This is a genomic window from Pseudoxanthomonas sp. GM95, from assembly GCF_900109775.1.
In the GTDB taxonomy this organism is placed as follows: Bacteria; Pseudomonadota; Gammaproteobacteria; order Xanthomonadales; family Xanthomonadaceae; genus Pseudoxanthomonas_A.
On sequence record NZ_FOAX01000002.1, the window covers coordinates 738,322 to 752,056 of the forward strand.

Below are 13,735 nucleotides of genomic sequence, written 5' to 3' on the forward strand. Positions count from 1 at the left end.
CCGACGGCACGCGCCTGCGCGTGTTCCAGGGGGCGAAAATGCTGAAGAGCGCGGGGCATTACGGATGATTCATCGGGGTTGCATGTCTAGGGTCTGCTTTGCTGTGGCGGTGCTGTTGGTCTCGACGGCCTGCGTGCCCGTGTCCGCGGCGTCTCGCACCAAGCCACTGGCGGAAAACGCATCGAAGTCCGAGGTCGTCGAGCCCAGCGTCGGCAACACGGCCGATGAGCTGCGTCGCCTGATGAATGCCAGCTCGTTGACTGAGCTGCGCACGACCTACAACGGCAACTACGGCGCCAGCCTGCTGTTCCATGCCGATTCGCTGAATTATTACGTGACCCTGTTCCGCGACAAGGAATTCTGGCGCGTGATCCGCACCAATTCGGTGGATCAGGCCGAGCAGATCTACAAGACCTTCGTCGAGCAGACCAGCCAGCTGTCGCAGGTCTACATCGATACCGTGCGTCTGGAAGCCGGCAAGCGCTACACCGAGCGCATGGTCGACCTGAACCAGAAGCGCCTGCAGGGCCTCCAGCAGGAAGTCGAGCAGCAGCGCCAGCAGGCGATGCAGGTCAGCAGCACGCTGCAGCAGAACAAGCAGCAGGCGGTGACCCTGAGCAGCGACCTGCGCGCGACCAACTCGGAGCTGGAAGCGCTGACCAAGCGCATCGAGCAGTTGCAGCAGCTGCAGGGCAATCCTGCGCTGGACCTGCCCGCGGTGCAGCCGGCCCAGCCGCCGGCCGCCCCTGCCAGCACGGCGGCCCCGGCCGCAGCAGCGCCTGCTTCCAAGAACTGATCGCGTCGCCGTCAGGCGCGCGTTCCAGACAAGGCCCGGTGTGCAGACACCGGGCCTTCTTGTTTTCAGGGATGGATGGACGCCTTCAAAAGATGGTGGTCGTTCGCACAGCGACTTGCGAGTAGGGCAGGGCCGTGTGGTGGTCGTGGTCCTTGCGTCGAATCCGAGTCAGCGTGCGCCTCGTGCGTCTCGCCAACATGTGTGACGCGCGGCATGCGCGTCCGCGTACAGGTCTTTCGATCGCCCAATTCGATCGCCCAATGCGTAAAAGTCTGATGGCCGACCCGGGGCGCTGCTGAGGTGGTGAGGCGAAAACCTGTCCTCTGCACGCCGGCTGCATGCGCCACTTCGAGAGCAAAAGAAAACGCCGGGACAAGCCCGGCGTTGTTTTGGTGTCCTTCTAGCTGAGACCTCAGCGCGGCGCGGCGACAGCCTTGCCAGAAGACGCGCCGGCCTCGTCGTCATCGGTACCGTCGTCATCAGCCGCCATGTGCAGTGCCTGCGGCAGCGGATGGCCGTTGGTCTGGGCCAGTAGCAGCTGCTTGCCCAGCTCGGTGTTGAGCCACTGCTGCGGCGGCAGGCCGAGCGCGGTGTCTAGCACGGTCGGCAGCAGGCCCGAGGGCAGTGGGCTGGTGCTGTTCCACAGGATCGCCACGCCGAAGTCGCGGCCCGGCACCATCGCGACCAGGCCACGATAGCCCTCGACCGCGCCGGCATGGAACACCACCTGCTGGCCGGAGTAATCCAGCACGCGCCACGCCAGCGCGTAGCTGGCCGAATCCACGCGCGCGCCGCGCCAGCCGGCGCGCATTTCGCCCGGGGTGTTGATCAGCGGGGCATGCAGGGTGGCCAGCAGCGGCGCCGGCAGCACGTCCGGGCGGTGGCCCAGGTGGGCGAGCAGCCACTGCGCCATGTCGCTGGCGCTGGCATTGACGCCAGCGGCCGGGGCGAGGCGGTAATAGGTGGGCTTGGGCTCGATCGAGGTCCAGCCGCTGCGCGCGCGCACGTGCGGATGCGCCCAGCTCGGGCTGTTCTCGATGCCGGCCAGGCCGATGCTGGCGTCATTCATGCCCAGCGGCTTGAAGATGCGGCGATCCACCGCCTGGTCGTAGAAGCTGCCGGTCGCGGCGAACACCACGTCGCCGATCAGGCTGAAGGCCACGTTCTGGTACTCGTAGCACTGGCCCGGCTTGCAGCCCAGCGGCGCGGTCGCCAGCTTCTGCGAGACGGTGTAGTAATCGGCGTTGGACTCGATATCGCGATCGAACGCGTTGTGCCAGCGCAGGCCGGTGCGGTGGCTGAGCACGTCGGCCACGGTCACCTGGCGGGTCGCGACCGGGTCGATCAGCTGGAAGCGCGGTACGTAGTCGGAGACCTTGCTGTCCCAGCGCAGCATGCCGTCGTTGACCAGCAGGCCGGTCATGGTGCCGGCGAAGGCCTTGGACAGCGACGCCAGGCGAAACACGGTGTGCGGGTTGACCGGCTGCGGGTTGCGCACGTCGGTGACGCCATAGCCGCGCGCGCTGATCACGCGTCCGTCCTGCACGATGGCCATCGCCAGGCCGGGCACGCGCTCGCCGACGGTCAGGTCGTTGGCCAGGGCCTCGAAGGCGGCGACATCGAAGCCGGCTGCGACCGGTCGCACCTGCGCGGGATTGAGTGCGGTGCGATACGGCAGCGGCTTGGTCGGCGATTCATAAGGCGTCGGCGCGGCGCGCCAGGCCTCGGCGGCGGCGCTGGAGGCCTGCGCCACCGAGTTGACGACGGTCGGCAACGGGGCGGAAAGCGTCGGCGTCTGGGCTGTCGACGAGAGCGCCAGCGGCAACAGCATCGCCAGTGAGCTCAACCGCAACGAACGCGCACGACGCCGCCCCGTGTGTTCTTTCATGTGTCCAACGCCCGCGTGATTTCTGCCCTGCGGGGATCATAACGCCGCGTCCCGGCAATGCACAAACGGGGAGAGGTAGCCTCGCCATCTTGTTCATCTGGCAGGGATTTATGCGCTTTTTCTGAACACGGATCGCGGTTGCTTCCGAGATGCGATGGACGTGGAGTAAAGCCCGGCCATGACTCCACGGACAGGATGCCTGCTGACCGTTTTGCCAGACCAAAGCGGTAAAGACGGGCCAAGGCCCGACGGGCGATCATCACGCCGATGCCAGATCACGCCCCCTCTTCCACGCGTCCCGGCGGCGATGCCCTGCTGGGCATCGGCTTCGTGCTGGTGTGGTGCACCGGTTATATCGCTGGCAAAGCGGTGGTGGGCCACGCCGCGCCGCTGACCTCGCTGGCGCTGCGCTTCGGCATTGCGGCCGTGCTGTTCGGCCTGGTCTCGCTGGCCGCGCGCGTGCCGCGCTGCAGTCGCGCCGAGCTGTGGCACAGCGCGGTCACCGGCGTGCTGATGCTGGCGCTGCATTTCGGCGCGGTCTATGTCGCCTTCCGGATGGGCGCCAACGCCGGCGTTTCGGCGCTGGTGATCGGGGCGATGCCGCTACTGGTCGCCCTGGTGGCGACGCTGGACGGCAGCGAGCGGCTTGGCGCATGGCGCTGGTTCGGCATGGGGCTAGGCTTGCTGGGCGTCGTGCTGGTGGTCGCCGACCGGGTCGATGGGGCGACGCCATTGCCAGCGTGGGGCATGTTGCTGCTCGGCCTGGTCGGCATCACCGCCGGCACGCTCTACCAGAAGCGCCATGCCGCGCAGCTGGACATGCGCCTGGCGCTGACGATCCAGAACGGCGCCGCGTCGCTGGTGCTGCTGCCATTCGCGCTGGGCGAAGGGTTCCACTTCGACAACACGCTGGCCTTTTACTGGCCGCTGGGCTGGTTGGTGCTGGTGAACTCGGTCGGTGGCTTCGCGCTGCTGTTCCTGCTGATCCAGCGCGGGGCGGCGACGCAGGTGGCGGCGCTGTTTTTCCTGATGCCGCCGGTGACCGCGGTGTTCGGGCACTTCACCCTGGGTGAGCACCTGACCTGGCTCAAGGGCGCCGGTTTTGCCTGCGCCGCATTCGGCGTGTGGCTGACCACGCGCGCGTCGGGCCGCAACACCGACTGATCCGGCACGCAGTGGTGCCGTTAATGCGCTGGCGATGTTGCAGTGCATCGGCTACCGTGCGCGCGTGATGGCCCTTGAGTTCGTGCACATGGTGGTGTCCCCGCAGCAGCCGGTGTCCAAGGCCCGATGAGCCAGGCCACACGCAATCCCCACATGCTCGGTCGGTTCCGCGATGCGCTGGGCGCCTCGCCGCCGCTGATCTGGGCCTTTCTGTATTTCTTCTGCCTGCTCAGCGGCTACTACATCCTGCGGCCGGTACGCGAGGCGATGTCCTCGTCCAACGACATCGGCGCGATCTTTCCGCCAGGCATGATCGCCTTCTTCGCCGCGCACGGGATGCCGTTGAAGGAGTTCACACTGCAGGTGATCTTCACCTGCGTGTTCCTGATCATGCTGGCGCTGCAGCCGGTCTACGGTGCGCTGGTGAGCCGTTTCCCGCGTCGGGTGTTCCTGCCGGTGGTGTACGGGTTTTTCATCGTGACGCTACTGGGCTTCTACGTGATGTTCGACAGCGGCGTGCCCGGTCGCGGCATGGCCTTCATCCTGTGGATCACGGTGTTCAACCTGTTCGCGGTGGCGGTGTTCTGGAGCTTCATGGCCGATGTCTTCAGTGATGCTGAAGCGCGTGCCAACTATGGCTACATTGGCGCGGCCGGCACGCTCGGTGCGCTGGCCGGTCCGCTGCTGACCCGCATGCTGGTGGATCGGATCGGCATCGCCAACTTGATGCTGGTCTCGGCTGGGTTCCTGGTGATGTGCGTGGTGTGCATCTATCGGCTACGGCTGTGGGCCGTGCAGCGCGAGCAGACTCGCAAGTTGACCAGTGGCGAGGTGCCGATGGGGGGCGACATCCTCGGTGGCCTGAAGCTCATTGCGCGCGAACCGCTGCTGCGCTGGCTGGCCGTGATGGTGGTGCTGGGCGTAGGTGTAGGCACGCTGCTCTACAACGAACAGGCCGCGATCGCGCGCGCCTACTTCACCAGTGCCGATCAGAGCGCGCGTTACTTCTCCACGATCGACCTGGCGGTCAATGGGCTGACGTTGCTGGTGCAGTTGCTGCTGACGCGCAAGTTGCTGTCACGCTACGGCATCGCGCCGGCGCTGCTCATTCCAGGCGGCGCGATCATCCTGGGTTACGCGGCGCTCGCGGCTTCGCCCTTGCCGATGATGGTGGCGATCGTGCAGGTGGTGACGCGCGCCAGCGAGTTCTCGCTGGCCAAGCCGGCGCGCGAGACGATCTACACCCGCGTGCCGCGCGAATGGCGCTACAAGGCCGGCGCGGCGATCGACACGGTGATCTACCGCGGCGGCGACCTGAGTTTCGTTTGGCTGCACAAGTTGCTGTCGGGCTTCGGCTCGCACGCCGTGTTCGGCGCCGGGCTGGTGGTGGCCTCGGGCATGACGATCAGCGCGTTCCGCCTGCTGCGCGAAGCCAGGAAACTGCCTGCCGAGCGTCCGCGCAGCGCCGACTGATCGGCCCTGGCGAGCGGTGCCGCAGGCGTGCACACTGCGCGCCTGTTCAGCCTTGCATGGATCGCCCCGATGTTGACTGCTGCCCTCGTCCTGACCGCGCTGGTCGCCGTGCTGCACCTGTGGTTCCTGGTTCTGGAAATGCTCCTGTGGACCAAGCCGCTCGGCCGCAAGACCTTCCGCATGTCGGTGGAAAAGGCCGAGACCACGCGCGTGCTGGCGGCCAACCAAGGCCTCTATAACGGCTTCCTCGCCGTGGGCTTGTTGTGGAGCGCGTGGCTGTTGAAGGACTGGCGCGTGACCGCGTTCTTCCTGGGCTGCGTGATCGTGGCGGGCGTCTTCGGCGCGGCGACGGTGAGCCGCCGCATCCTGTGGATCCAGGCCTTGCCGGCGGCCTTGGCGCTGGCGTGCCTGGTTGCGGCCATCGCAGGCGCGCACTAAACCACGGCGTGGCGCGCCGGCTTGGGTGAAACCCACATCTCCACCTGCGCGGTGAACACGGTGTCGCCATCTCCATCGCGCACGGCGACGTCTACCTGTAGCGCATAACCCGCACCGGATTCCTTGAGCGGCGCTGCGGGTGTCGCCACCGCGTGCAAGGTGCCGACGGCTTTCTTCAGGTACTGCACCGACATGCCCTTGGGGATCCAGCGCATCGACGCGGGCAGGCTGGCATCGGTCATCAGCCCGGCCGTAAGTTCGGCCAGGTTGCACAGCGCGATCGCGTGCACGGTGCCGATGTGGTTGTGCACGCGACGACGGTCGGCGATGCGCGCTTCGCAGCAGCCATTGTCGAGGCGTGTGATGCGCGGCGCGATGCTGGCGAAGTAGGGCGCCTTGAAGCACACCGCGCGCGAGAACAACCAATTGCCTGCAGGCCAGCGCTGCAGGCGGCGATACAGCGACAGGATCGGTGCGGCCATGTCGAACTCCGGATAAGACAACGGCGGACTGTTGCGAGTCCGCCGTTGCAGGTGAGGCTTGAAGTGAAGGCTTACGCGGCTTCGCGCGAGGCCGCTTCGTCGAGCGCGTCGGGACGATAGCCGGCCGAGCGCAGTTCTTCGGCGTCGAAGTCGTCCACGCTGATCGTGTCCATCGTCAATGCACGCAGTTCTTCCAGCTGCAGGCGCTCGTCGGCGGTGATCAGGCCTTCGCGCACTGCTTCGTCCAGCTGCGAGGGGAAATCCAGCGCCTCGATCCCCTTGGTCTTGAGCGCCTTGATGAACTTGCGCTCCACCGGCTCGGCCGCCACGGCCTTGGCCAGGTAGCTGGCGATACGACCACCCGGGTTGTTCTCGCATGGGGTCAGGAACACGCCCTTGGCCAGCTGGTCGCGTGCGGCGTTAGGCGCCATCAGCAGCGCGGCGACGCGATGGCCCAGGCGATCGCCCGGCGCTTCGGCGCGACGGCCCCACGGGAAGATCAGCACCCACATCAGCCAGCCGACCGGGCGGATCGGGAAGTTGCGCAACGCGGCCGACAGGGCCAGTTCGATCTCATGCACGCTGTGGTGGAACGCCCACGCCAGCAGCGGCTGCTCGGCCTGCGGTGCGCCATCGTCGTGGTAGCGCTTGAGCATCGCGCTGGTCATGTAGATGTGGCTCAGCACATCGCCCAGGCGACCGGACAGCGACTCCTTGAACTTGAGCTTGCCGCCCAACATCAGCATCGACACGTCGGCCATCAGCGCCAGGTTGGCCGAGTAGCGATCCAGCTTGCGGAAGAAGCGCTTGGTGTAGGCATCGCCTGGCGCGGCGCCGATGCGCGCGGCGGTCAGGCCGAACCAGAACGAACGCACCGCATTGGAAATGCCGAAGCTGATGTGGCCGAACAGGCTGCGGTCGAACGCCTCCAGGCCGGCGGCGTGATCCGGGTCCTGCGCGGCCTTCATTTCCTTCATCACCCACGGATGGCACAGGATCGCGCCCTGGCCGAAGATCAGCAGGCTGCGGGTCATGATGTTGGCGCCTTCGACCGTGATGCCGATCGGCGCGGCCTGCCAGCTGCGGCCGGCGAAGTTCTTCGGGCCCAGGATGATGCCCTTGCCGCCGACCACGTCCATCACGTCGGACACCACTTCGCGGCCCATGTTGGTGCAGTGGTACTTGGCGATCGCCGAGGGCACCGACGGCACGTCGCCGCGATCCACCGCCGCTGCGGTGGCCTGGGCCAGCGCGCTGATCGCGTAAGCCTTGCCGCCGATGCGGGCCAGGGCTTCTTCGACGCCTTCGAAGCGGCCGATCGACAGGCCGAACTGCTTGCGGATGCGCGCGTAGGTGCCGGTGACGACCGCGCCGAACTTCGCACCGCCCGAGGCGGTGGAGGGCAGGGTGATCGAGCGGCCCACGGCCAGGCACTCGTTGAGCATGTTCCAGCCCTTGCCGGCCATGTCGGCGCCGCCGATCAGCTGGCTCAGCGGGATGAAGACTTCCTTGCCGTGGATCGGGCCGTTCTGGAACGGCGAGTTGAGCGGGAAGTGGCGACGGCCGATATCCACGCCGGGCGTTTCGCGCGGCAGCAGCGCCAGGGTGATGCCGATGTCCTTGGTGTCGCCGATCAGGCCATCCGGGTCGTACATGCGGAAGGCCAGGCCGATCAGCGTGGCCACCGGCGCCAAGGTGATGTAGCGCTTGTCGAAGGTGAGCTTGACGCCGAGCACGTTGGCGCCGTTCCACTCGCCCTTGCAGACGATGCCGTAGTCGGGGATCGAGGTCGCGTCCGAACCGGCAAACGGACCGGTCAGGCCGAAGCAGGGCACTTCCTGGCCGGCGGCCAGGCGCGGCAGGTAGTAGTCCTTCTGCTCCTGGGTGCCGTAATGGACCAGTAGTTCACCCGGGCCCAGCGAGTTGGGCACGCCGACCGTCGAGCTGGCCACGGACGAGATCGAGGAGATCTTCTGGATCACCTTGTGGTGCATCAGCGCCGAGAAACCCAGGCCACCGAATTCCTTCGGAATGATCATGCCGAAGAACTTGTGCTGCTTGACGAAGTCCCACACCTGCGGCGGCAGGTCGGCGCGGACGTGGGTGATCTCCCAGTCGTTGATCATCGTGCAGAGTTCTTCGACCGGGCCGTCGATGAAGGCCTGTTCTTCTGCGGTGAGCTGCGGCTTGGGATAGTTGAGCAGCTTCTGCCAGTCCGGATCGCCGGTGAACAGTTCGCCTTCAAAACCGACCGAGCCAGTTTCCAGTGCGATGCGCTCGGTCTGCGACAGCGGCGGCAGCACCTTGCGGAAGAATTTCATCATCGGCGCGGTGACCAGCGCCTTGCGTACTGGCGGCAGCAGCAGCGGCAGGGTGATGGCGGCCACGATGACCGCGGCGATCACGCAGGCGACTGCACTGGCGCCCAGCAGCCAGCAGGCGACCAGCGCGCAGGCACTGATCGCGGCCCAGGTGGCTAGGCGCATGCGGTGATAAGCGGCCAAGCCGGCGGCCAGCAGCACGGCGAGGAACGGAACGAGGATGCTCATGAGCGTGCTCCGGAAGCGGAATCGAAAGCGGTGTTGAAGAAGCGGGTGTGCCGGGCGCGCGACAGCGTGCCCAGATAGTCGAGCACCGCGCCGGTGAATGCGTCGTTGTCGTCGCCGGCGAGCATGTGCCCGGCCTGCGGCAGTTGCACATGCTGCGCGTGCGGCACCAAGGCCTGGAAGCTCCGGATGTTGTCCTCGGACACCATCTCGCTGCGCCCGCCACTGACCAGCAGCACCGGACAACGCACGCTGCGCGCGGCTTCGGCGATGTCGTCCTGGTGCTGGGCGCTATCGCGGACCAGATCGTCGATCAGGCGCATGTCCCAATGCCAGCGCCAGCGGCCGTCTTCGCCTTCATGCATGAGAGGAATCAGTTCCTCGGCAGAACGGCGCGGACGGTTGGGCAGGTAATTGGCGACCAGTTCGGCGGCCTGTGCCGGCGATTCGAATCCGGACGGAAACGCCGTGGCGAATTCCAACACGCGCGACAGGCCGGCCTTTTCCCAGTGCGGAGTGATGTCCACTAAGACCAATGCCGAGAACAAGCCCGGCCAGCGCGACTCGGCGATCAGGCCGAACAGGCCGCCCATCGAGGCACCGATCAGCACAGGCGGTTCGGGTTGCTCGCCGGCGACGATGATCAGGTCATCGATAAACTGTTCGGCGTCGTAGGGCAGGTCGTGCGCGTTGCGCTGCGACCCCCCGTGGCCGCGCGCGTCATAGGCCAGCCCCGCGTAGCCCTGCGCGGCCAGGCCGAGCCCGGTCTTGTGCCAGGCGCCGCGGGTCTGGCCGAAGCCATGGGTATAAAGCAGGGTCGGCAATCCATGCGCCGCAGGTGGTGGCGGCAGGAAGGTGCTGCCCTGCAGTCCAGTGCCGCAGGCGCCGGTCAGGCGCACCGTTTCAGCGGTGGCGCTGGAGCTGCTGTCAGCGTGCGGAAGATTGACCATACGCAGAAGTATGGACCGGCCTTTGAAGTGCCGTCAATCCATACAAGCGTTTGATCAGAAAAGATTTAATGCCGCAGTGCAGCAAACATACCGCAGCGTTCTCTGGCGTATGGTTAAATGCCGCGATGAATACGCCAGCCGACAACGCCAGACCGTCTTCGTCCTCCCGTGCGCCCCGCCTGAGTGCCGACGATTGGGCGCAGGCCGCGTTGGACATGGTGGCCGAACAGGGCATCGCGGCCGTCGCAGTCGAGCCGCTCGCGCGCAGGCTGGGTGTCACCAAGGGCAGCTTCTACTGGCACTTCCCTTCCCGCGACGCGCTGCTGCAGGCTGCGCTGGAGCGCTGGGAAACGGTCGAGCAGGAAAGCGTCTTCGGCAGCCTGGAGGCGGTGCCCGATCCGCGCCTGCGGCTGCGCCAGCTGTTCCTGCTGGTTGCCCACGAAGCAAAGTCACACATTATCTATAGCGAGCTGCTCAAGGCGCTGGATCACCCGGCGGTGCAGCCGGTGATCGCGCGCGTGTCGCAGCGACGCATGGAATATCTGGTCGCCTCGTTCCGCCAGGCCGGGCTGGGCCGCACCGATGCTCAGCATCGCGCGCGCCTGGCATATGCGGCTTACGTGGGCTTCCTGCAGCTGTCGCTGCAGTTGCACCAACCGCGCATGCAGCACGAAGAGTTCGAGGATTACGTCAACCACGTAATCGCCGCGCTGATCCCCAACTGATCGCACGACGGCTTTAAACCTTCCCGCCGAGGCGTGCATCTCACTTGGCATGCTGACCTCGGCCGTGACCTTCGCTACCGACCCGATCGCCCCTGATGCCGCCGATGCGGACCTGGACCAGGCGCGTGCGGCTGCCAGCGGCGACACCCGCGCCTTCGAAGCGCTTTACCGGAAGCACGCCGGCCGGGTCCACGGCGTGATCGTGCGCCTGGTCGGTGCCCACGGCGCGCGCGCCGAGGACTTGACCCAGGAAACCTTCGTCCGGGTCTGGCGCGCGCTGCCGGAATTCCGCTTCGAAAGCGCGCTCTCGACCTGGCTGCACAAGATGGCGGTCAACACCGCGCTGATGGAGCTGCGCAGCCGGCGCAGCGGCCCGCGCTGGGAAGACGAGGCCGACAACGACGACATCGCAATGGTCGACCCGCGCGCGCATGGCCCGGCACTGGGCATGGATCTGGAGCGCGCGGTGGCCACGCTGCCGCCGCGCGCCCGTGCCGTGCTGGTCCTGCACGATGTCGAAGGCTGGAAACACGAAGAGATCTCCGTGTCGCTGGGGATGGCGATCGGAAGTTCGAAAGCACAGTTGCACCGCGCGCGCCAGTTGCTGCGCACCCGTCTGGAGGCACACCAATGAACCAAGACCATGACGACGATCTGCGTTTCGCCCTGCGTGGCCTGCGCCAGGACATCGCGCCCGAGCGGGATCTCTGGTCCGGCATCGCCGCGCAATTGGAACCACGCGCGCCGCAAGTCACGCCGATCCAGGCCGCGGCACGCCGACGCGTACGCTGGCAGCCGTTCGCCGTGGCCGCGGCCGTCGCGGTGATCGCTGTCCTTGGCATGCGCATGACGCCGATGCTGGATGCGCCGCAGCCTGCCGCGCCGGTCCACGCACCGCTGCGGGCCGAAGCCGTGCGCATGACCCGCGACTACCAGATCGCCCTGGAGCGCATGCAGGGCGGCGGCACGATGCCGGTCGCGCTGGCGCCGGCGGTCGAAGACCTCGACAAGAGCGCCACGCAGATCCTGCAGGCGATCGACCGCGATCCCCGTTCGCGCCAGCTGCTGCAGACGCTGCGCTACACCTACGACCGTCGCCTGGCGCTGACCCGCCAGGCGGCCTTGAGCTGAGAGACCTCCCATGCGCACGCTCCTCGCCCTTCCGTTCCTGCTGCTGGCCCTGTCGGCCCACGCCACCACGCCCATCAACCAGAGCCACCCGCTGGATGCGCGCGGCAAGGTCGAGGTGGAAAACATCAAGGGCCGCATCCAGGTCCGCGCCTGGGACAAGCCTGAAGTGCAGCTGCGCGGCACCCTCGGCGACGGCGTGGAAAAGCTCGAAGTCGAAGGCGACGGCAGCGACCTGCAGATCAAGGTGCGCTATCCCAAAGGCGGCGGCTGGGGCGGTAAATCATCCGGTCCGACCGACTTGCAGCTGATGGTGCCGATCCGCGCGCAGCTGGATCTGCATGCGGTGTCCGCCGATGTAGACGTGTCCGGCGTGGCGCCGGATGAACTGTCGATCGAAAGCGTCAGCGGCTCGGTGATCGTCGCCGCAGCACCGCGCGAACTCTCGATCAACACCGTGAGCGGCGATGTCACCGCGACGGCCAACAGCAGCGAGGTCGACATCCAGACCGTCAGCGGCGGCGTGACCCTGCGCGGTCGCTTGAACGGCGAAGTCGAAGTGGAAACGGTCTCCGGCGACATCCACGTCGCGGTCAAGGACGAGCGCCTGCGCGACCTGTCCACCAACAGCGTCAGCGGCAGCACCCGCGTGTCGACCGGGTTGGCACGCAACGGCAAGGTGTCGCTGTCCAGCGTCAGCGGCGGTGTCCTGCTCACCCTGCCGCGCGACCTCTCTGCCCACGTCACCGCCGAAACCTTCAGTGGCGACCTCAAGGCCCCCAACGCCAAGATCGACCGCCCCGAACACGGCCCCGGCCGCTCCATGGACACCCGCTACGGCAGCGGCGAAGGCGAGATCAAGCTGGAGACCTTCTCCGGCGATGCGGAACTGCGGTTGGAGTAGTACGGGGGCAACTCGCAAGCCATTGAGCGCCATGCAGGACCTGCTGGCGCTTTGAATTTTTCTGCGTTTCGCTGCGATCCAACTGAGTCGCTGAATCAAGTCACGAACAGGCCCAGATGGCTGGCAGAGCGTGCGTAGGAAGTATCGCGACCGTGTTGCCGAGGGACGCCTGCTGCGTCACCAAAGAAGCTGGGATCAGAGATCCTGCTCGTAGCGCACGTACGGCACGGTGCCGTCATCGGGGATTGGCGAGTTGGGCGAGAAGGGATTCTTGCCACTGGTGACAATGTTTTCGGCGCCGACGGTGAGCTGGCCGCTCCACGGGGTGTGCCAGGTCAGGCCAACGCCGAGGCCTTCCCACTTGCCCGGCTGGCCGGGGGCATCGACGACGCGGCCGACGATGCTGCCACTGAAGGCGCCATAGCCGCCGCCGATACTCAGGCTGCGGCTGTTCCACTGGTCCGGAATGTTGGTCAGCTCGGACGCCGGTACTAAGCGCGCATGAGCGACAGTGCCGCCGATGGTGACGAAGCCTTCGCGGCCGATGTTCTTCTGGCCGAATACGGCCAGATCGTTCTGCTCGAAACGGCCCACCGACGGATTGGTGCTGCCGGGTGTCATCCAGCCGGGCAGGGTGTCGTGGCCATTGCCGACGCTCAAGCCGACCTTGCCACCCGGACGGCTCAGGGCCGCGCCGGCACTGAAGCGCTGGCTGTTGTTGGACGGCACGCCGTCGTCGTCGAGCATGGCCACATTGCAGGCGGTGATCAGGCTGCTGATGCTGTTGCCGATTCCGGTGCGGTTGTTGCAGAGCAGGCCGAGCGACTCAGTCGAGTCCAGCCCGAACGCGGCGCTCAGCGTGTTGCGACCGAGCTTCCAGCGGGCGCCGGTCGCCGCTTCGCTGGTGGGCTCCAGAATGAGCGCACCTTCGACCTGGCCATTGCTGTTCCACACCGGCAGCATGGTCGTGCCGGCACTGCTGCGCGACTGCGCAAACGCGCCCGTGCTGGCCATCGAAACGGCAAGCATCAGTGCGATTAGCGGTCGGCGGGGGCGCAGGCGCATGGTTCAGCTCTGACTGACGCGACGGGGAAAAAGTTCCCAGGGCGTGATGAGACTGGAAACTACTTGATTTATGTTTATTTAACAAGTCGAACGGTGAAGGAAATGTGCCGTTCGTCAGCAAATCATTGCAGGCGTTCGGAGCCGCTGGCCATCAGTGGCGCGCCGTCGAACAGATC

At 66.5% G+C, this 13,735-nt stretch carries 13 protein-coding genes; 8 read left to right on the forward strand and 5 right to left on the reverse strand.

Annotation, left to right across the window (positions count from 1 at the left end; all coding sequences use genetic code 11):
• Positions 1-64: 64 nt before the first annotated feature.
• A complete protein-coding gene (locus BMZ17_RS11320) occupies positions 65-796 on the forward strand; it encodes a DUF2968 domain-containing protein (protein ID WP_093138678.1) in 732 nt (243 codons plus the stop codon).
• A gap of 412 nt (positions 797-1,208) precedes the next feature.
• On the opposite strand, the gene BMZ17_RS11325 is transcribed toward BMZ17_RS11320, so the two are convergent.
• A complete protein-coding gene (locus tag BMZ17_RS11325; RefSeq protein WP_175485561.1) occupies positions 1,209-2,684 on the reverse strand; it encodes a serine hydrolase domain-containing protein in 1,476 nt (491 codons plus the stop codon).
• A gap of 267 nt (positions 2,685-2,951) precedes the next feature.
• Between BMZ17_RS11325 and BMZ17_RS11330 the strand changes: the two genes are divergently transcribed.
• The 3 genes from BMZ17_RS11330 (at position 2,952) to BMZ17_RS11340 (ending at position 5,759) form a co-directional block, all read left to right on the forward strand.
• Entirely contained in the window at positions 2,952-3,848 is an 897-nt protein-coding gene (locus tag BMZ17_RS11330) for a DMT family transporter (protein WP_093138680.1), read from the forward strand.
• 126 nt (positions 3,849-3,974) lie between these two features.
• Positions 3,975-5,321, forward strand: coding sequence for an NTP/NDP exchange transporter (locus BMZ17_RS11335; RefSeq protein WP_093138681.1), 1,347 nt, complete (start codon positions 3,975-3,977; stop codon positions 5,319-5,321).
• Positions 5,322-5,390: 69 nt separating this feature from the next.
• Positions 5,391-5,759: a DUF1304 domain-containing protein gene (locus BMZ17_RS11340; RefSeq protein WP_093138682.1), complete on the forward strand. Its 369-nt coding sequence runs from the start codon at positions 5,391-5,393 to the stop codon at positions 5,757-5,759.
• On the opposite strand, the gene BMZ17_RS11345 is transcribed toward BMZ17_RS11340, so the two are convergent.
• The 3 genes from BMZ17_RS11345 to BMZ17_RS11355 all read right to left on the reverse strand — a co-directional run bounded on the left by BMZ17_RS11345 (position 5,756) and on the right by BMZ17_RS11355 (position 9,737).
• Complete coding sequence (locus BMZ17_RS11345; RefSeq protein ID WP_093138683.1) at positions 5,756-6,241, reverse strand: hotdog fold domain-containing protein; 486 nt, start codon at positions 6,239-6,241, stop codon at positions 5,756-5,758. The two genes, BMZ17_RS11340 and BMZ17_RS11345, sit on opposite strands and share 4 nt — an antisense overlap.
• Positions 6,242-6,312: 71 nt before the next feature.
• Positions 6,313-8,790 (reverse strand): acyl-CoA dehydrogenase, encoded by a 2,478-nt coding sequence (locus BMZ17_RS11350; RefSeq protein WP_093138684.1) that lies wholly within the window; start codon positions 8,788-8,790, stop codon positions 6,313-6,315.
• Positions 8,787-9,737 carry an alpha/beta fold hydrolase gene (locus BMZ17_RS11355; protein ID WP_093138685.1) on the reverse strand — a complete coding sequence of 317 codons (951 nt, stop codon included), beginning with the start codon at positions 9,735-9,737 and terminating at the stop codon, positions 8,787-8,789. The genes BMZ17_RS11350 and BMZ17_RS11355 overlap by 4 nt, the downstream gene beginning before the upstream one ends.
• 125 nt (positions 9,738-9,862) lie before the next feature.
• Between BMZ17_RS11355 and BMZ17_RS11360 the strand changes: the two genes are divergently transcribed.
• The 4 genes from BMZ17_RS11360 to BMZ17_RS11375 are packed head-to-tail and all read left to right on the forward strand — an operon-like array spanning position 9,863 to position 12,494.
• Positions 9,863-10,462, forward strand: coding sequence for a TetR/AcrR family transcriptional regulator (locus BMZ17_RS11360; protein ID WP_093138686.1), 600 nt, complete (start codon positions 9,863-9,865; stop codon positions 10,460-10,462).
• A 49-nt stretch (positions 10,463-10,511) separates the two neighbouring features.
• Positions 10,512-11,096 (forward strand): RNA polymerase sigma factor, encoded by a 585-nt coding sequence (locus BMZ17_RS11365; RefSeq protein ID WP_093138687.1) that lies wholly within the window; start codon positions 10,512-10,514, stop codon positions 11,094-11,096.
• A complete protein-coding gene (locus BMZ17_RS11370) occupies positions 11,093-11,593 on the forward strand; it encodes a hypothetical protein (protein ID WP_093138688.1) in 501 nt (166 codons plus the stop codon). Before BMZ17_RS11365 ends, BMZ17_RS11370 begins: the two co-directional genes overlap by 4 nt.
• A gap of 10 nt (positions 11,594-11,603) precedes the next feature.
• Positions 11,604-12,494 (forward strand): DUF4097 family beta strand repeat-containing protein, encoded by an 891-nt coding sequence (locus tag BMZ17_RS11375; protein ID WP_093138689.1) that lies wholly within the window; start codon positions 11,604-11,606, stop codon positions 12,492-12,494.
• A gap of 195 nt (positions 12,495-12,689) precedes the next feature.
• Here the strand turns inward: BMZ17_RS11375 and BMZ17_RS11380 are convergent, their stop codons facing one another.
• Positions 12,690-13,559, reverse strand: coding sequence for an XOO1806 family protein (locus BMZ17_RS11380; protein ID WP_093138690.1), 870 nt, complete (start codon positions 13,557-13,559; stop codon positions 12,690-12,692).
• Between the last annotated feature and the right edge of the window lie 176 nt (positions 13,560-13,735).